This window comes from Corynebacterium glyciniphilum AJ 3170 (assembly GCF_000626675.1).
Lineage (GTDB): Bacteria > Actinomycetota > Actinomycetes > Mycobacteriales > Mycobacteriaceae > Corynebacterium > Corynebacterium glyciniphilum.
The window spans coordinates 1,040,950-1,058,591 of the sequence record NZ_CP006842.1 but is presented as its reverse complement, the minus strand read 5'-3'; the positions used below and the strand labels follow the sequence as shown (position 1 = coordinate 1,058,591).

At 65.6% G+C, this 17,642-nt stretch carries 17 protein-coding genes; 9 read left to right on the top strand and 8 right to left on the bottom strand.

Annotated elements, in window-relative coordinates; genetic code table 11:
- Positions 1 to 147 precede the first annotated feature (147 nt).
- The 3 genes from CGLY_RS04905 to CGLY_RS04895 all read right to left on the bottom strand — a co-directional run bounded on the left by CGLY_RS04905 (position 148) and on the right by CGLY_RS04895 (position 1,463).
- The gene (locus CGLY_RS04905; RefSeq protein WP_038551413.1) at positions 148 to 843 is read right to left on the bottom strand and encodes a response regulator transcription factor; all 696 of its coding nucleotides are present in this window, start codon (positions 841 to 843) and stop codon (positions 148 to 150) included.
- Between the two features lie 171 nt (positions 844 to 1,014).
- Positions 1,015 to 1,182, bottom strand: a complete 168-nt coding sequence (gene rpmF, locus CGLY_RS04900) for a 50S ribosomal protein L32 (protein ID WP_038546835.1) — start codon at positions 1,180 to 1,182, stop codon at positions 1,015 to 1,017.
- Positions 1,183 to 1,187: 5 nt separating this feature from the next.
- On the bottom strand, positions 1,188 to 1,463 hold the full coding sequence (locus tag CGLY_RS04895; protein ID WP_038546832.1) for a type B 50S ribosomal protein L31: 276 nt from the start codon (positions 1,461 to 1,463) through the stop codon (positions 1,188 to 1,190).
- A gap of 425 nt (positions 1,464 to 1,888) precedes the next feature.
- On the opposite strand from CGLY_RS04895, the gene rpmB reads away from it, so the two are divergent.
- The 6 genes from rpmB (at position 1,889) to CGLY_RS04865 (ending at position 4,752) form a co-directional block, all read left to right on the top strand.
- Positions 1,889 to 2,125 carry a 50S ribosomal protein L28 gene (gene rpmB / locus CGLY_RS04890; protein WP_038546829.1) on the top strand — a complete coding sequence of 79 codons (237 nt, stop codon included), beginning with the start codon at positions 1,889 to 1,891 and terminating at the stop codon, positions 2,123 to 2,125.
- Positions 2,125 to 2,289, top strand: coding sequence for a 50S ribosomal protein L33 (gene rpmG / locus CGLY_RS04885; RefSeq protein ID WP_010187624.1), 165 nt, complete (start codon positions 2,125 to 2,127; stop codon positions 2,287 to 2,289). The genes rpmB and rpmG overlap by 1 nt, the downstream gene beginning before the upstream one ends.
- Before the next feature lie 3 nt (positions 2,290 to 2,292).
- The gene (gene rpsN / locus CGLY_RS04880; RefSeq protein WP_038546823.1) at positions 2,293 to 2,598 is read left to right on the top strand and encodes a 30S ribosomal protein S14; all 306 of its coding nucleotides are present in this window, start codon (positions 2,293 to 2,295) and stop codon (positions 2,596 to 2,598) included.
- Between the two features lie 14 nt (positions 2,599 to 2,612).
- Entirely contained in the window at positions 2,613 to 2,861 is a 249-nt protein-coding gene (rpsR, locus tag CGLY_RS04875) for a 30S ribosomal protein S18 (protein WP_038546820.1), read from the top strand.
- Between the two features lie 168 nt (positions 2,862 to 3,029).
- Positions 3,030 to 3,701, top strand: a complete 672-nt coding sequence (locus CGLY_RS04870; protein ID WP_052539685.1) for an RDD family protein — start codon at positions 3,030 to 3,032, stop codon at positions 3,699 to 3,701.
- A gap of 82 nt (positions 3,702 to 3,783) precedes the next feature.
- Entirely contained in the window at positions 3,784 to 4,752 is a 969-nt protein-coding gene (locus CGLY_RS04865; protein WP_038546817.1) for an AEC family transporter, read from the top strand.
- A gap of 17 nt (positions 4,753 to 4,769) precedes the next feature.
- On the opposite strand, the gene CGLY_RS04860 is transcribed toward CGLY_RS04865, so the two are convergent.
- Positions 4,770 to 5,972 carry an acetyl-CoA C-acetyltransferase gene (locus CGLY_RS04860; RefSeq protein ID WP_038551407.1) on the bottom strand — a complete coding sequence of 401 codons (1,203 nt, stop codon included), beginning with the start codon at positions 5,970 to 5,972 and terminating at the stop codon, positions 4,770 to 4,772.
- A gap of 133 nt (positions 5,973 to 6,105) precedes the next feature.
- Here CGLY_RS04860 and CGLY_RS04855 point away from each other — a divergent pair, with 133 nt between their 5' ends.
- Positions 6,106 to 7,563, top strand: a complete 1,458-nt coding sequence (locus CGLY_RS04855) for a phytoene desaturase family protein (protein WP_038546813.1) — start codon at positions 6,106 to 6,108, stop codon at positions 7,561 to 7,563.
- A 302-nt stretch (positions 7,564 to 7,865) separates the two neighbouring features.
- A complete protein-coding gene (locus CGLY_RS04850; protein ID WP_081803774.1) occupies positions 7,866 to 9,587 on the top strand; it encodes an ABC-F family ATP-binding cassette domain-containing protein in 1,722 nt (573 codons plus the stop codon).
- Position 9,588: 1 nt separating this feature from the next.
- On the opposite strand, the gene purH is transcribed toward CGLY_RS04850, so the two are convergent.
- The 3 genes from purH to CGLY_RS04835 form a co-directional block, all read right to left on the bottom strand.
- A complete protein-coding gene (gene purH, locus CGLY_RS04845) occupies positions 9,589 to 11,172 on the bottom strand; it encodes a bifunctional phosphoribosylaminoimidazolecarboxamide formyltransferase/IMP cyclohydrolase (RefSeq protein ID WP_038546798.1) in 1,584 nt (527 codons plus the stop codon).
- Positions 11,165 to 11,719, bottom strand: coding sequence for a phosphoribosylglycinamide formyltransferase (gene purN / locus CGLY_RS04840; RefSeq protein ID WP_265101965.1), 555 nt, complete (start codon positions 11,717 to 11,719; stop codon positions 11,165 to 11,167). The genes purH and purN overlap by 8 nt, the downstream gene beginning before the upstream one ends.
- 164 nt (positions 11,720 to 11,883) lie before the next feature.
- Positions 11,884 to 13,689 carry a cell division protein PerM gene (locus tag CGLY_RS04835; RefSeq protein ID WP_227590381.1) on the bottom strand — a complete coding sequence of 602 codons (1,806 nt, stop codon included), beginning with the start codon at positions 13,687 to 13,689 and terminating at the stop codon, positions 11,884 to 11,886.
- A gap of 299 nt (positions 13,690 to 13,988) precedes the next feature.
- Between CGLY_RS04835 and CGLY_RS04830 the strand changes: the two genes are divergently transcribed.
- A complete protein-coding gene (locus CGLY_RS04830; RefSeq protein ID WP_038546795.1) occupies positions 13,989 to 14,741 on the top strand; it encodes a M23 family metallopeptidase in 753 nt (250 codons plus the stop codon).
- 88 nt (positions 14,742 to 14,829) lie between these two features.
- On the opposite strand, the gene CGLY_RS04825 is transcribed toward CGLY_RS04830, so the two are convergent.
- Positions 14,830 to 17,577: a UvrD-helicase domain-containing protein gene (locus CGLY_RS04825; protein ID WP_038546792.1), complete on the bottom strand. Its 2,748-nt coding sequence runs from the start codon at positions 17,575 to 17,577 to the stop codon at positions 14,830 to 14,832.
- Positions 17,578 to 17,642: the final 65 nt, after the last annotated feature.

Sequence of the window (17,642 nt, the reverse complement as noted above, 5' to 3'; positions counted from 1 at the left end):
AACTCACTTAACTGTGTTCGACACAACCCATTGTGGTCGGCGAGAGTTGGCAACTCGTCCGCATAACCTGACAGTGTCATCTGAACGGAAGAGCGTCACACTCGGCAACCATGGAGTCGGTACTCAGCTTCCTTGCAGGGAGCGAGTCTAGGGCGCGTCATCCCGGAGAACGTAGCCCACCCCGCGAACCGTGTGGATCACCCGGGACTCGCCCCCCTCTTCCGTCTTCCGCCGGAGGTAACCGATGTAGACCTCCAGAGCGTTGCCGGATGTGGGGAAGTCATATCCCCACACCTCCTCAAGGATCTTCGTCCTGCTGAGCACCTTGCGCTGGTTCTTCATCAGCAGCTGCAGAAGAGCGAACTCGGTGCGGGTCAGGCTGATCTTGCGGTCTCCCCTGCTGACCTCACGGGTCTCGGGGTTCAGGGAGAGATCTTCGAAAGCGAGAGGCTTGGCCTCCACACTCTTCGCCACTGCCGTCCGGACGGACCGGCGGTGCAGCGCCCGCACGCGGGCGAGAACCTCCTCGAGGGCATAGGGCTTCGACATGAAATCGTCCGCACCCGCGTCAAGCCCTGAGACACGGTCGGCGACATCGGAACTGTCCGACAGCATGAGGATAAGGACATCATTTCCGGCGCTCCGGAGGTCACGGCACACTGTGAGGCCGTCAACCTCAGGAAGCTCGACATCAAGGATCACCAGGTCCGGCGACTCCTGACGAATCAAGCGGAGGGCTTCATCGCCATCTCCCGAAGCGGCCACATCGTAGCCGTTGAACGTGAGAGAGCGCCGGAGAGAGTCCCTTACCGTCTGATCGTCGTCGACAACAAGAATCTTCATCCCGCTATTCTGCATCAGCACTGCGCGATAGCGACACCCGAAAACCGATCCCACAGTCAACTGACAGGGAATCACCACCCGACGTGAACACACCGGAAACAAAAACGCAAAGTTTCGCGCAGAGAAAACCCCCGCCGATGACATCGGCGGGGGCCTCCTCACGGGTGTGGACTAGTCGAGATCGACCAGGCCCAGCTTCGCAGCCTTCACCAGACGACGGGGCATCTGGACCTCACGGCCGTCAACCTTGACGTTCTGGAGCGCGACGTTGTCGGACTTCCAGTTGGAACGACGGTGGTGGGTGTTGGCGCGGGAAAGTCGGCGCTTCGGAACTGCCATTGTTCTTAGCCCTCCTCGTTCTTCTTGGTACGGCGAACACGGTTGCCGTAACGACGCTGGAACTTCTCGACGCGGCCGGCGGTGTCCATGACACGCTGTGCACCCGTCCAGAAGGGGTGTGACTCGCTGGTGACGTCAACGACGATCAGCGGGTACTCGTTGCCGTCCTCCCACTCCACGGAGCGGTCGGAGGTAGCGGTGGAACGCGTCAGGAACTGGTGGCCAGTGCTGGCGTCCTTGAAGACCACCGGGTGGTAGTCGGGGTGAATATCGTTCTTCATTCTCAATCCCTCAGGGTTGTGCGCCAGGTCGGTCCCCCTCATCCTGACCGCCGTAGTCGGCGACCGGGACGGCGAGTCGTGCCTGGGTCGGGTTTGGAGTGCGGGCGCTACCGGGTCGTCCGTAACCAACACAGACGACAGGTCGCAACACGATCGGCCAGTCTATCCGTTCTCCGTGCCACGGGGAAATCGTCGAGACGGTGCACCCCTTTCCCCTGACCCTGTCAGTCAATTAGGAGCAGCGCCTGTCATGGGGTAGTGTCGTGCAACGCTGTTGTCTTAGTAAACGTCATCGCACGCGCGATCGGCCCCAGACAGTGCCCCGGCCCCACATCCCGTCTAGATGTGGGTTTTTGCAGTGGTGTCTCCCACTGCCTGCGCGGCACGAGGGACCGGACACGCGGGCGGAAGGAGTAAAGATACCCATGTCGGCTTATTGCCAGGTCACGGGTCGGAAGCCGAGTTTCGGCAAAACCGTCTCGCACTCGCACCGCCGCACGAACCGTCGCTGGAACCCGAACATCCAGCGTCGTTCGTTCTACCTGCCCTCTGAGGGGCGTTCGATCACCTTGAACGTCTCCACCAAGGGCCTGAAGACCATCGACCGAGACGGCATCGAGTCCGTCGTCGCCAAGATCCGCGCACGTGGGGAGAAGATCTAGTGGCACGTAACGATATCCGCCCCATCATCAAGCTGAAGTCCACCGCGGGCACCGGTTACACCTACGTGACCCGCAAGAACAAGCGGAACAACCCGGACCGGATCACTCTGAAGAAGTTTGATCCGATCGTCCGGAAGCACGTCGAGTTCCGCGAGGAGCGTTAATCTATGGCCAAGAAGTCCAAGATCGCGAAGAACGAGCAGCGCAAGGAAATCGTCGCCCGCTTCGCTGAGCGCCGTGCCGAGCTCAAGGCGATCATCAAGAACCCGAACTCCACCGACGACCAGCGTGCAGAGGCTCAGTTCGAGCTGAACCGCCAGCCGCGCGACGCCGCCCCCGTGCGTATCCGCAACCGCGATGCTGCCGACGGCCGTCCCCGCGGTTACCTCCGCAAGTTCGGTCTGTCCCGTGTCCGCGTCCGCGAGATGGCTCACCGCGGTGAGCTGCCCGGCGTTCGCAAGTCCAGCTGGTAAAAGGGAGCACACGCATGAAGCGCACCAACCACAAGAAGGCGCGGCTCGAGCAGTCCCGCCGCCCGAAGAAGAACCCGCTCAAGGCCGAGGGCATCGAGACCGTCGACTACAAGGACTACGCCCTGCTGCGTAAGTTCATCTCCGACCGTGGCAAGATCCGCGGCCGTCGCGTCACCGGTCTGACCCCGCGTCAGCAGCGTGAGGTCGCTACCGCGATCAAGAACGCACGTGAAATGGCTCTCCTGCCGTTCCACAGCCGCTGATCCTGCGCATACTCCACGTTTTGCAGCAGCGCGCGTTTAACTAAGACCTTCTGAACCCCGTCACCGGTCCCCGGCGGCGGGGTTCAGTCGTACCGTCGCTTGCGTCCCGCACCACGGCTTCTCCGGTGATAACCTGGCGGCCTGCGCACCTACCCTGAGAAAGGCACGATGACGAACCCGTACAACAACCGGCCACACGACGACCTGCCCTCCTACGGTGACTACAACTCCGCCGGATCGGACGGCCAGACTTTCGATCAGAACTTCGGCTACGGCCAACCGGGGCCCTCCGGCTACCCGGGTTACAACGACCCGGCCCAGGGCTTCATAGTCAACCGCAATCCAGGTGCCGGTAAGCGCCTGGGTGCCTTCGCTATCGATGCGATCCTGTACATCATCGTCGCCATTGTTCTGGTGGGCATCACGGCTGCCGGAGACATGATGGATTTCGTCGACGCCGCGGATACCTGGAATCAAGCCGGACAGACCGGCCCCGCGCCTGAACTGGCGATGGGGAACTTCTACCTCGGACTCTTCCTGTCGCTCATCGTCTGGTTTCTTTACCGTGTCCTCATGGAGAGCAAGTTCGGTCGCACTGTCGGCAAGATGGCAGTGGGGATCACAGTCGTCGGTGATGACGGCCAGAAACTCACCACCCAGCAGGCTTTCATCCGAAACAGTTGGGGACTCGCCGTCGCCGTCGCCGGGCTCATTCCGTTCATCGGTACGGTTGCACTACTCGGTGTTCTCGCCACGCTCGGCATTCTGATCGCACGCGACCCGCAGAACCAGCACCTCTGCGACAAATGGGCACAGGCCCACGTGGTCACCGCCCGCTGATCACCGCTGATCCGATCCTGCTTCAGGCCGGTCACCTCCCCCGCGTCCGCGGGACGGTGACCGGCCTGATGTAATAGAGCACATGCTTAACGTTCTCAGCGGGTTCATGGTGGTCGTCATCATCATCGCGCTGGGCTACCTGGTGGGTCGTCGCGGGCTGCTCGGCCCGAACGCCGTCTACGCACTGAATATGTTCGTGTTCTATCTCGCGACTCCGGCCCTGCTCATCAACTTCCTCCGCGACGCCGATCTCGCCACCGTCTTCGGGGACAACCTCGCCGTCGTCGTCATCAGCACTCTTACCGCCGGGCTTGTCGGTTTCCTGGGATACCGGTTCCTCGCTCGCCGCCCGGTGTCCGACAGCCTTGTCACGATGCTCGCCTGCTCCTACTGCAACGGGTCGAACCTCGGCGTCCCGATCGCCACCCACGTGCTCGACGACCCCGCAGCATCGCTGCCCGTGATTATCTTCCAGGTCGCACTGTACGGTCCTGCCACCGTGCTACTGCTCGACGTCACAACCCGGAGGGCCCGAACTGACAGTCCCGGCAACGGTTCCCTTGTCCCGCTGATCCGCGAGCTGATCCTCGGTATCGTCCGAAACCCCTTAATCCTCGCCGCCACCGTAGGCATCATCCTCTCCCTGTTGCACACCAACACCGGATGGAAACTACCGGAGATGCTCACCGAGCCCATATCGCTACTCGCCGCCGGCACCGTCCCCGCGGCCCTGGTGGCTTTCGGCCTGTCCATGGCCGAGGTAACCGTCCTCGACCGGGACACCAGCTCCCGCCGTAGCGTATGGATGGCCTCCCTGATGAAGACGGTCGGCCACCCCCTCATCGCCTACGCCGCAGCCCGACTGGTCTTCGACGCTTCCGGGCCCGCGTTGCTCGCCTTCGTGGTCGTGGCGGCGCTCCCCACAGCCCAGAACGTGTTCACCTACTCGCAGCGCTTCGGCGTGAACACCGTCCTCGCACGTGACTCCGCCGTCGTCAGCACGATGCTGTCCATCCCCTCCATCGCGGTCATCACGCTGTTGTTGGGATGACGGCGCCGCAGGTACGGCTAGCGCCAGAGCAGCAGCGCATCCCCCTGGCCACCACCGCCGCACAGCGACACCGCGGCGCGACCCCCACCCCGGCGGTTCAGCTCATGGGCCGCGGTGACCACAAGACGTGCACCCGAAGCACCAATCGGGTGCCCCAGTGAGATACCACCACCGTGGATGTTGGTCTTCTCCAGCGGGTAGTCCAGGTCCTTGATCGACTGTACGACCACCGAAGCGAACGCCTCATTGACCTCCAGGAAATCCAGGTCAGCGGTGTCCCACCCCTGCTTGCCCAGAGCCGCGGACACGGCCTGGGCGGGTTGGGAGTGCAGGTAGGTGTCGGGGCCGGCGGTCTCACCGGAGGCACCGAGCGCGGCGAACACGGTAAGACCGTTCTCCTCCGCGTATGCCCGCGTGGTCAGCACGACGGCAGAAGCGCCGTCGGAGATCTGCGACGCCGAGGCAGCCGTGATCGTCCCGTCCTTCGCGAACGCCGGGCGCAGTGCCGACAGGCCCTCCTGAGTCGTTCCCGGGCGCACCCCCTCGTCCGTGTCGACGAGGACCTTCTCGCGGCGCTTCGTCACTTCCACCGGGACAATCTCTTCGGCGAAGGTCCCGTCGTTGATCGCTGCCTCCGCACGCTGGTTCGACAGCGCGGCAACCTCATCCTGCTGTTCCCGGGTGATTCCCCGGGAGGTGTTGCCCTCCTCGGTCTCCACACCCATCGCCGTACCGTGTACCGGATCGGTCAGACCGTCGCGTTCCAATGAGTCCTGCAACGCGAGGGAACCGAACTTCGCCCCGGCGCGCACACCGGCAGCAAGGTGCGGGGCGTTGGTCATCGACTCCTGACCTCCGGCGACGACGACCTGCGCGTCGCCCACCCGGATCATCCGGGCGCCGTTGATCACCGCGTCCAAGCCTGACAGACACACCTTGTTCACGGTCACCGCCGGCGTCGACATCGGCAGGCCGGCGGCGACGGCCGTCTGCTTGGCGGGGTTCTGCCCTGCCGCGGCCTGCACGACCTGGCCCATGTAGACGTAGTCGATGGTCTCCGCCGAGACGCCGGCCTTCTCCAGGGCACCGGTCACCGCCGCCGCACCAAGGTCGACGGCGGATTTCGAGGCAAGGGCACCGAGCATCCTGCCCTGTGCGGTGCGTGCGGCACCCACGATCACGATGTCGTCGGGGGACGGAGTCAGGGGCTGGCTAGACATGATTGTTTTCTGCACCTTTCGCGGGAATGTGTCTTCGTCCTCCATTATGGGCCAGTCGGCCCGACGACGTGTCGTTCCCGCACTTTCCGGGGCGCTTTCACCCTGTGGAGACAACGCGGCTAGGGTCGGCGGTATGTCCGGATCTGGTAGCAGCGCCGTTGTCGTCGGCTCCGGCCCCAACGGGTTGGCGGCCGCACTCGTCCTCGCCCGGGCGGGCGTGTCCGTCACCGTCGTCGAGGCGGCCGACACCGTGGGGGGCGGTGTCCGCAGTAGCGACCTGCTGGAAACCGGGCTCATCCATGACCTGTGCTCCGCTGTGCACCCTCTCGCCCAGGTCAGCCCGCTGCTCCGTGACCCGTCCATCGGCCCGGAACTGGAACGGAGCGGCCTGAGGTTCGCCACCGCCCCGGTGGACATGGTGCACGTCCTCTCTACGAACCGTGTAGCCACCCTGCACACCTCGCCGTCGCAAACCGGTGCCGGGCTCCCCGGACAGGACGGCCCGGTCTGGCGGGCCACCTTCGGGCCGCTTTCTGCCCGTGCCGACGCCGTGGCCGACGAGATCCTCGGGCCACTGGTGCACCTACCCCGCCACCCGATGGTGCTCGCAGGATTCGGCGCCGGCGCCGCTCTCCCCGCCTCCTGGTCGTGGCGACGGTGGCGGTCCCCCGACGCACGGGCCTTGTTCGCCGGCGTCGCAGCCCACGCCTTCACTCCCCTGCACCATCCTGCATCATCCGCCGCGGGTACGTTGCTGACCGTCGCGGGCCACCGGCACGGGTGGCCCGTCGCCGTCGGCGGATCACAACGTATCGCTGATGCACTGATCGCCGAGATCGTACGCTGCGGCGGATCGGTCGTCACCGGCACCTTGATCACGGACCTCTCCCAGGTCGAGGACGCCGACATAGTGCTCCTCGACACCTCCGTGGAAGTCGCGGCCGGCATCCTCGGCGACCGGATGCCTTCCCGCATCGCGCGAGCCTGGTCGCGTTTTCGACGGGGACCTGCCGTCGCCAAAGTTGATTTTGTGCTCGACGGCGACGTGCCCTGGTCGTCCGGGGATGCCCGGCGCGCCGGCACCGTACATCTCGGAGGAACGGCGGACGATATCGCCGCCGCCGAGCGGGACTGCTGGGGCGGGCGTCTGCCCGACCGGCCGTTCACCTTGGTCGCTCAGCAGTATCTCGCTGACCCGTCCCGGAGCCGCACCGTCAACGGACGTCGTCTCAATCCACTGTGGGCCTACGCCCATGTTCCCGCCGGGTGGGACGGATCCGCCCGGGATACTTTCGAATTGGTCACCGCGCAGATTGAACGTGCCGCCCCCGGATTCCGCGACACCGTCGTTGACTGGGTCGCCTCTCCCCCGTCGGTGATAGAGGAGCACAACCCCAACTACACGGGCGGAGACATCTCCGGGGGTGCCAACGACCTCCGGCAGCTGGTGGCACGACCTCGCCTCGGCCCTCATCCGTACGACACGGGTGTACCGGGGGTGTACCTGTGCTCTTCCTCGGCGGCCCCAGGCGGCGGCGTGCACTTCATGTGTGGGGTACAGGCGGCACGGCGGGCGCTCACCGTCCTGTGACGGTGCCTCTCCGGCTCAACCACGGCCCGACGCCCAACGCGACACCCCAGACCATCGGGAAGTACGGGGTGACTTCCCACCCATACCCGCATACTAACCGCTTCCCGCCGCTGCCTCTGGCGGTTCATCTCGTCCACGGTTACAGTGAGCGGCATGGGAACTCTGATTCTTTAGGTCTGGACGTCGCGTCGAGTGTTCTCCGTGGCGGGTCCTGAGCACACCTGCGGGTGTGAGGCCCATCGTCCGTCCTAGCCTGCGGCTGCGCGGTACTGCCGTGCCCTGTCGCGGAAGAGGAACTCCCCATGTCCATTCGACACCCCCAGGAAACTGCTGCACACCGTGAATGCCTGCTGCGCGGCGCCACCGTACGCTACGCCGACCACACGGTCCTGAACAGCGTTGACCTTGTTGTACAACCCGGTGACCGGCTCGCCCTGGTCGGCGACAACGGTGCCGGCAAGTCGACGCTTCTCGGCGTCCTCGCCGGTGCCGTTCCCGTCGACTCCGGCGAACGCCGCGTCGAGATCCCCGGAGGCTGCGCTTTCGCGGAACAACATCCCACGTTTCCTCCGGACGCGTCCGTCGACGATGCCGTCGATCATCTCGCCCGGGACATGCGGTCACTCGAGCAGGACATCGCTGAGGTGTCCGCGAGACTCGCCGCGGCATCACCAGCAGACCTCCCCCACCTCCTCGACCTGCTCAGTCACTGCACCGATCGCTTCGAGGCCCGCGGTGGCTATGAACTCGACCTGCGGATCGACAAGGCCCTCCACGAACTCGGGCTCGGCGACGTTGCCAGGACGCGACCTGTATCCATGCTCTCCGGTGGACAACGCGCCCGCCTCGCCCTCGCGGTCGCGCTGTCCTCCAAGCCCGAGCTCCTGCTCCTCGACGAGCCGACGAACGATCTGGACCACACAGCCCTCGACTGGCTGAGCCGCCAGATGGCGGGCCACCGCGGCAGCCTCGTTATCGTGAGCCATGACCGCGAACTCCTCGACACCGTCGCGAAAGACATCATCGGTGTCGACGGCGGCTCGCTCCGCCGCTACGGCCTCGGGTACCAGGGATACCTGCGGGCCCGGGAGTCGGATCGACAACGGCAACGCCGCGACCACGAAGAATGGCAGGCGGAGCTCACCAGGAACCAGAGGATCGTCGACGCCACCTCGGTACGACTCCGCGCCATTCCCCGAAAACAGGAACGCGCCGCCTTCGGCCACGGCGCGTTCCGTGCCCGCAGTAGCGACCACGGAGCTACCAGCCGCATCCGACAGGCGAAAGACAGGGTAGGCCAGCTCCGTGCCGAACCGGTACCCCCGCCGGCCGAACGACTGGTCTTCACGCCACACTTCCCGCCCAGCGAGGTGCCCGGACCATTGGTCTCCGTCGCCCCGGGAGCCGTCACAGGCGCGGGCGAACCGCCACTCGTACTGGCCCCGACCACCGGAGGACTGGAGATCAGGGCAGGTGAACGTTGGTTGGTCACCGGACCCAACGGAGCGGGGAAAACCACGCTGCTCCGGGTACTCGCCGGGGAAATCGGTCATGCGACGGCCCATCCCGGGGTTCGTGTCGCCTATGTCCGCCAGGACATCTCGGCCTCCGGGGGCCGGACGCTGCAGGACACCTTCGCCGAGGCCGTCGGAATGGCTGCCGATGATGCGGCGGACAGGTTACTCACCCTCGGACTGTTCACCGAGAGGGATCTCCGTACCCCCGTCGACCGTTTATCCGTCGGCCAGCAGAGACGACGCGAGCTGGCTGTTGCGGTCACGGTGGACAGCGACATCATCCTCCTCGACGAGCCGACGAACCATCTGTCGCCAGACCTCGTGGAGCAGTTGGAGGACGCCCTGCGCGATTACGCCGGAGCAGTCGTGACCGTGACCCACGACCGGCGGTGGCTGAACAATGCCGCCCGGGTCACCCCCGACCGTCTGCTCCGGTACGCCACCGCCACGCCAACCACCACGGGAGGTGTCCTCGACACACCCAGCAGACTCAACCCACTCAGTTGACTCAGTGCGCGAAGTGGCGCTCTCCGGTGAGGTACATGGTCACGCCGGCCGCCACGGCCGCGTCAATGACCTCCTGGTCACGCACGGAACCTCCGGGCTGGACCACGGCGCGCACACCCGCCTCTGCCAGGGTCTCGAAGCCGTCGGCGAACGGGAAGAACGCGTCGGAGGCTGCCACCGCCCCCTCGGACCGCTTGTCGTCGCCGGCCAGGGTGTTAGCCCGTTCCACGGCGATCTTGGCAGAATCCACGCGGTTGACCTGCCCCATACCGACGCCGACGGTCGCGCCGTCCTTGGCGAGCAGAATGGCGTTCGACTTCACGGCACGCACCGCACGCCATGCGAACTCCAACTCGGCGAGGGTCTCGGCATCGGCGGCGTCCCCGGCCGCCAGTGTCCAGTTCGCCGGATCGTCCCCGGGCGCGTCAACCAGGTCCCGTTCCTGGACCAGCACGCCGCCGGAGATCTCGCGGTGCTCCACGGCGCCTTCCCTCACCGGCGGCGTGGTCTGCAGGATCCGGATGTTCTTCTTCTGGCTCAGCACCTCCACAGCACCGTCCTCGTAGCCGGGAGCCACGATGACCTCGGTGAAGATCCCGGCAACCTGCTCCGCCATCTCGACCGACACCGGGCGGTTCACCGCAATGACGCCACCGTAGGCGGACACCGGGTCACAGGCGTGGGCGGAACGGTGTGCAGCGGCCACATCGTCGGCAACAGCAATGCCACACGGATTGGCGTGCTTGATGATCGCCACGCAGGGACGTTCGTGATCCCAGGCGGAGCGCCAGGCCGCGTCCGCGTCGGTGTAGTTGTTGTAACTCATGGCCTTGCCGTGGAACTGCTCGGCATTGGCCAGACCACCCTCCTGTCCCGGAGCGGTGTACACCGCCGCCGCCTGGTGCGGGTTCTCCCCGTAGCGCAGGGAGTGGACCCGCTCGTTGACCTGACCGATCCACTCGGGGAACCGGGATTCGTCGTCCTCCGCCTCGATCTGTTCAGTCATCCACGACGCCACAGCCACGTCATAGGACGCGGTATGGCGGAATGCCTCGGTGGCCAAGCGGGTACGCGCCGCACGGCTGAACCCGCCGGCGTCCACGGCGGTGAGGACATCCCCGTACGCGCCCGGATCCACGACCACGGCGACGGACGGATGGTTCTTGGCAGCCGCGCGGACCATTGACGGCCCCCCGATGTCAATCTGCTCGACACAGTCGTCGAAACCTGCGCCGGACGCGACGGTGTCCGTGAACGGATAGAGGTTCACCACCACCAGGTCGAACGGCTCAACCCCCAGGTCCTTCAGCTGGGCGAGGTGGTCATCCTTCCTGGTGTCCGCCAGAATTCCGGCGTGGACCCGCGGGTGCAACGTCTTCACCCGCCCCTCGAGACACTCGGGGAACCCGGTGAGCTCCTCAACACGCACCACAGGGACCCCCGCGTCGGAGATCTTCGCCGCCGTGGACCCCGTGGAGACGATCTCAACACCGGCGCGGTGCAGGCCGGTGGCAAGGTCCTCCAGACCGGTCTTGTCGTAGACGCTGATCAGAGCGCGGCGGATGGGGCGGGTGGTTTCAGTCATTGATCCAGGCCTTTCGTCCTTCGATGGTGTAACCGCTCTCCGCGGTCTGGTGGAGCACGTCAACGATCAACGCACGTTCGACGGTCTTGATCCGCTCATGGAGCGTATCCCCGGTATCCTCCCGGCTCACCGGCACGGCGCGCTGGGCGATGATCGGTCCGGTATCCACGCCGTCGTCGACGATATGGACGGTGGAGCCGGTGAGTGCGACACCGTAGGCCAGGGCGTCCTCCACGGCATGAGCGCCGGGAAACGACGGCAGCAGCGCCGGGTGAGTGTTGAGGATCCTACCGCGGAACCTCTCGACGACGCCCGCCCCGAGAATGCGCATGAACCCCGCACTGACGATGACGTCCGGCGCGTATGCGGCGATCTCCGCCGCCAGGCGCGCGTTCCACCCTTCACGGTCGTAACCGTCGACACGGTCCGGGTTGTAGTCCACCCGGAACACCGGGACGGAGGCCTGCTCCGCCCGTTCCAGCGCCAGGCACGGACGATCCGCACCCACCGCGACAATCTCCACAGACGGGCCCAGGTCGTCGAGCATAGCCTGGAGCAGAGTGCCACTGCCCGACGCCAGAACAACGACCCGGAGGAGGTCACCCGGTCGCCGGACAGTGTGGCTCGTGGGTGTTGAGGGACGCACAGCATCTTCTCCGACAGGTTCGCCGGACGGTGCGGGGGTTACGGGCTCACTCACGGTGAGTCAGCTTACTGTGTCGTGTCCTCATCCTCGACGTCGGTCTCCTCCGGCTCGGTCAGACCAGCCTGATCCTCTTCAGCGGAGGCAGCCTCCTCAGCGGCGTTGGAGCCGTCAGCGTCCTCGGCGTCCTCGGCATCCTCGGCGTCCGGCACCGCAGTCTCGTCCGACGCAGTCGGGTCGTCCTCGGTGTCGCCGTCGTCCTCGGCGTCATCCGTACCGTCCCCCGCGCCGGGCCCCTCCGGCTCGGTGGCATTCTGTGCTCCCTCAGCATCCTCAGCACCCTCGGCGTCGGTCTCCGGCTCCGGCTCCTGGAAATCCTCTCGCTCCCGCTCATGGGTACCGTCCTCGGCGCTATCCACAGCTGAAGTGTCCTCAATGTCCTCCGTGTCTCCACCGGCGGTCTCCGTGACCCGGGCGCCCCTCCGCGATACCCAGGCGAAGACAACGAGAGCAGGCACCACAATCCAGCAGGCGAATACCAGCGGGGTCAACCACAGCAAAGGCCCGGCCGAACCGTAGACGCCCAGCGTCCCCCCGGCCGCGAGGCTCACCAACAGGCCCACTATGCCTGACGCCACGCCGGCGCCGAGAGCCGTGAACACCGGCGATTCCACGAACGTACGCGCAGCGAAGAACCGGTAGACGATAACCAGTGCGACCAACGCGGGGACTACGAGAAACAGTTCGCCGAGCGGCAGACCGGAATGAGGTACCGCCGCCAACGCCGGTAGCGGCGGCAGATTGGCGTTCGTCACGGCGAAGAGTGAGGCCGATGCGTCGCCGACATGCATCTCGCTGCCCATCAAAATGCCGGATGCTCCCACTGCCAGATTCGGGAGGTAGAGAACGGACAGGACACTCAGACCGAGCTTGCCCCAGGCATCGGGAGCAATCGAGTAGGCATCCGCCACAACCGACATATTGAGGAGCAGTTGGACGAGAGTCACTACCAGTCCTGCGGCAAGCATCCACCGCACGAAGGAACCCGCCAGTCGTGTCGCTTCCACGGGCCAGGTCGGCAGACCCCGACGAAGCAGCAACGCCCGCCAGATCTTCGGACCCAATCCCACCACAAACACGAAGCCGTTCAGGAGCGCAGTCGACAACAGTGCAACGGCAAGATTCGGAGGGGTAACGGCGAAAACATGGGACGCATCCCAGAGCGCCAGCCACGCGAGCACGGTGAGCACCATCGGGACCACGACGGCCAGGACGGCGAAAACCCTGATGTTGCGGACCGTGATCTGCGTGCCGCAGGTGCGGCGGATCCTCCGCGAATGAACGAGCACGATCAGAGCTGCAGGCAGCAGAGGGACTATCCCGAGTTGTGCTCCGGTGAACCCGACTGGTGCCAGGTTGGCGACCATCCAGAAGGATCCCACCATCGCCGGGACCGCGGTGAAAGTCTCCCCGATCCCGATGAGCACGGCAAGAGCGATGGCGACGGCCAAGGTGACCGCGTGGCTGACCAGAATCGTCGGCGCGAACCGACGGACATGCGGCCCCCACAGAGCCCACCAGGACGACAGTTTCCCGCGGATCCCACGGGCCCCAGCCACGGGTGCGGCCGTACTGTCTGCCGCGCCGACACCGGCAGCGCCCCGCACACCGGTCGCCGGGCGGTCAGAGGTGTCTGTGGCGCGGGACGGGACCCGCCCGTGCTCCCCTGCCACGAACCTCTCGGTACCGGTGGTCGACGCTGTCGCACCACGATTCGAGTCGCGGCGCCGAGCATCCGGACCCCGGCGGGTCCCGCGGCGGGGCCGTTGTCGTCTCGAAGTCGGTCGCTGGGATTCGTTACTCACCTGTCCCATTGTGCACAACGCGGCCTCGCTGCCCCGGGAGGCACGCCCACTCAGGAGCGTTACATCACACCTACCCCCGCCACACCCGTCACACACCGTCCGTGACCTGGCCGTTATGAAAGTCACCTCCACAATCTTCCCCTCACCACACGATCTCGCCGATATAGATTCGTGACCTTTTTCGCGAAGTGGCTTGCCCGAGACCGGGCATGCCGATAGAGTTGCGACTCGTTGATAACGATACGGTCACGATTTGAGACCGATCAGATGACGGCACGACAGCAAGACTACGGAGAGGTTCACTGAGAATGACTGTTGCACGGCGAGGCGGGTCCCACCGCAAACTGGACACCGCTGCCAAGCGTCGCATGGCGTTCGTCGCAATCGCCGCCACCGGCGTTGCCGCGGCAGGAGCCACCGGAGCCGGCGCCGCCACCGTGCACCAGTCCTCCGACCAGGACGGTCAGGGCGCCGGTGACATTTCCCTGGCAGCCAACACCGAACTCCTCGCCCAGGGTGCCGAGGGCAGTGCCGCCGGCGCCGACGTCGAGACGGCCGCAGCACAGATCCTGGCGCTGCCGCAGACCACCCAGATCGAGAACCTCTCCGGTCAGCTGTCCAGCGCCCTGGAGTTCGACGCGGAGCGTGCTGCCGCAGACCTGCTCTCCCGCGCTCCTGAGGTCGTCAAGCCCGCCGAGGGCAGCTACACCTCACCCTTCGCCATGCGTTGGGGCACCATGCACAAGGGTATTGACATCGCCAACGCCCTCGGCACCCCGATTGTCGCCGCGATGGCCGGCACCGTGATCGACGCGGGCCCGGCGTCCGGGTTCGGCAACTGGGTCCGCATCAAGCACGACGACGGCACCATCACCGTCTACGGACACATGTCCACCATCGACGTCACCGTCGGTCAAGAGGTCCAGGCCGGCCAGAAGATCGCCGGCATCGGCAACGAGGGATTCTCGACCGGACCGCACGTCCACTTCGAGGTCTACCCCACCGAGGGTAACGCCGTGGACCCGGTGCCGTGGCTCCGCGAGCGCGGCGTCGAGGTCTAACTCCTCTCCTCCGTCATCAACATCGGGTGAAAACCCGCTGTCCGACCGTTCCCACGGCCGGACAGCGGGTTTTTTCGTGTCTGTCCGCTTACAGTTTCTCCATCGGCACACCACCGATGAGCATGAGCCGGACCGTGCCGTTGCTGCCGAAATCGATCATCACGGTCGCACGGACCCCCTGGCCGTCCACGCTCTTGACGGTACCGAGCCCGTACTTGTCGTGGTTGACCCGGTCGCCGACCTCGAGCTCAAGTTGCTTACCCGACGAGCGCAGCGCACCCGATGACCGTGAAGGCCCGGACGACGACTTCTTCGGCGAACTTCGTCGGGACGTCCCGGCCGAAGACCACCCGCCGCCGAAGCTTGTGCCGTCGGCGTACCCTCCCGACGACCCCCAACTGTCCGACCACGCCGGCGCCGGTTCCTCCCTGATCCAGTCCACGAGGTCACCGGGAATCTCGCCGAGGAACCGGGACGGTGGATTGTTCTGCGGCGTGCCCCAACTGGACCGCGTCATGGCTCGGGTGAGGTAGAGACGCTTCCTGGCCCGGGTGATGCCGACGTAGGCCAGTCGGCGTTCCTCGGACAACTCGGTTGGATCGCCGAGCGCCCGCATGTGCGGGAACTGGCCGTCCTCCCATCCCGTCAGGAAGACCACCGGGAACTCCAGCCCCTTGGCGGTGTGGAGAGTCATCAACGTGACCATGTCCTGGTCCTCGGCGGGGATCTGGTCGGCGTCGGCGACGAGGCTGACCCGTTCAAGGAACGCCTGCAGGCTCCCCGGCTCCGGTTCACCCTCCGCCAGGACAGCGTCCTCTGCCTCGCCGGAGTCATCTCTGCTATCACTCGCGTCCGACGACGAGGAAGCCGAGGAGGGCATTGCCTCGTAGGCGGCGAGGTTCGCCGCCTCCTGGGAGAACTCGTGGCCCACGGACACAAGCTCATTGAGGTTGTCCAGCCGGGTCCCGTCCTGGGGATCATTCGATGACTCGAGCTCCGAGGCATAGGACGTCGCGTCGAGTACGGCTCGCACAATCGCACCGACATCCGGGATGCCCAGCGACTCACCGTCCGACGTACGCATCACCGCAGACTCCGTCTCCGCCCGCAGTGCGTCCATCATCTCAAGGAACCCGGCGATGGCATTGCGGCCCCGGGCGCTGAGTCCAGGCACTTCACCGCGCCCAGCCGCAGCGAGGCCGTCTGCGAAACTCACGCCGACGTTCTCCGCATGCACCCGCACCTGTGACAATGCCCGATCGCCGATTCCGCGGCGCGGCGTGTTGATGATGCGTCGGAGTCCCATCGTGTCATCGGGGTTGTCCAGGACCTTGAGGTAAGCGACGATGTCCCGGATCTCCTTGCGCTCATAGAAACGCGTCCCGCCGACAACGCGGTACGGCAGTCCGGACCGCACCAGGATGTCCTCGACGACGCGGGACGAGTTGTTCGTCCGGTACATGACCGCGATGTCACCGTAGGAGGCCTCTCCCCGGTCGACAAGTTCGTCCACCGTCTGCGCGATGAACCTCGCCTCGTCGTGCTCGTTGTCGGCGACGTATCCGCCGATCAGCGGTCCATCGCCGGAGTCGGTCCACAGGTTCTTGTCCCGCCGCCCCTGATTCCGGGCGATCACCGCATTGGCCGCGGAGAGGATGTTCTGGGTGGAACGGTAGTTCTGCTCCAGCAGGATCGTGCGCGCATGGGGGTAGTCGCGTTCAAACTCCTCGATATTGCGCACAGTCGCCCCGCGGAACGCGTAGATCGACTGGTCCGCATCACCGACGACACAGAGTTCACCGGGGTCACCGCTGCTCTCATTGTCCCCGCTGGCCCCGCTGGCCCCGCCGACCAGTGTGGACACCAGCACGTACTGGGCGTGGTTGGTGTCCTGGTACTCGTCGACGAGGATATGCCGGAACCGGCGACGGTAGTGGTCGGCGATACCCCGGTTATTCCGCAGCAGACCGACGACTTCCCCGATGAGATCGTCGAAGTCCACGGCGTTCGCCTGGCGGAGCCGAACCTGGTAGTCGCGGTAGACCTGCGCGATGGTCTCACGGTGGCGGTTACCGTCCTCCTGGGCTTCGCGCAGAGCCTCATCCGGCCGCTGAAGCTCATTCTTCCAGTTCGAGATCACGCTGAGCACTGCCCGCGGTGCGAACTCCTTGGCATCCAGGCTCCGGTCCCGCAGGATCATGGTGACCAGACGCTTCATGTCGTCTGAATCATAGATAGTGAAGTTCGAGTTCAGCCCTTCGACGAGCTGCGCGTTCGCCCGGAGGATACGGACGCACACCGAGTGGAATGTCGACACCCACATCCGTTCAGCGGCAGGACCCACGAGGCCGCCGATGCGTTCACGCATCTCTGCGGCGGCTTTGTTCGTGAAGGTGATCGCCAGAACCTGCCACGGCGCCACGCCCCCGGCCAACAGCCACGCGATACGACGCGTCAGCACACTGGTCTTGCCCGAGCCCGCGCCCGCGACGATGAGCAGTGGCGAGCCCGAATGGGTGACCGCCTCACGCTGTGCGGGATTCAACCCCTCAAGCAGTTGGTCCCGGGTCTGGGCGCTCATTACCCTGCCCGGCGCGCCGCTCCCGGACGACGGCACCACCTGTTCCTGTGCCTGCACCGGAGGTACAGAGGGCAACGGGGCGAGATGGGACGCCGTCTCTGACATCTCGGCGAGCACCGCTGACGCGTCCTCCGGGGGCTGGTCATCCTCATCAGGCGGTGGTTCCCACAGGCCGTCCTGACCGCCCCACGGCCCCGTCGCGGGTTCCGCGGGGAGGGGGATCTGGTCGAAGGGGTCGGATTGGCCCGGATTCACTGTCGCGTTCTCCTGTCGGTAGGGGTCATGTTCACCCTACAACCCCGTACGGACGTAGAATCAGG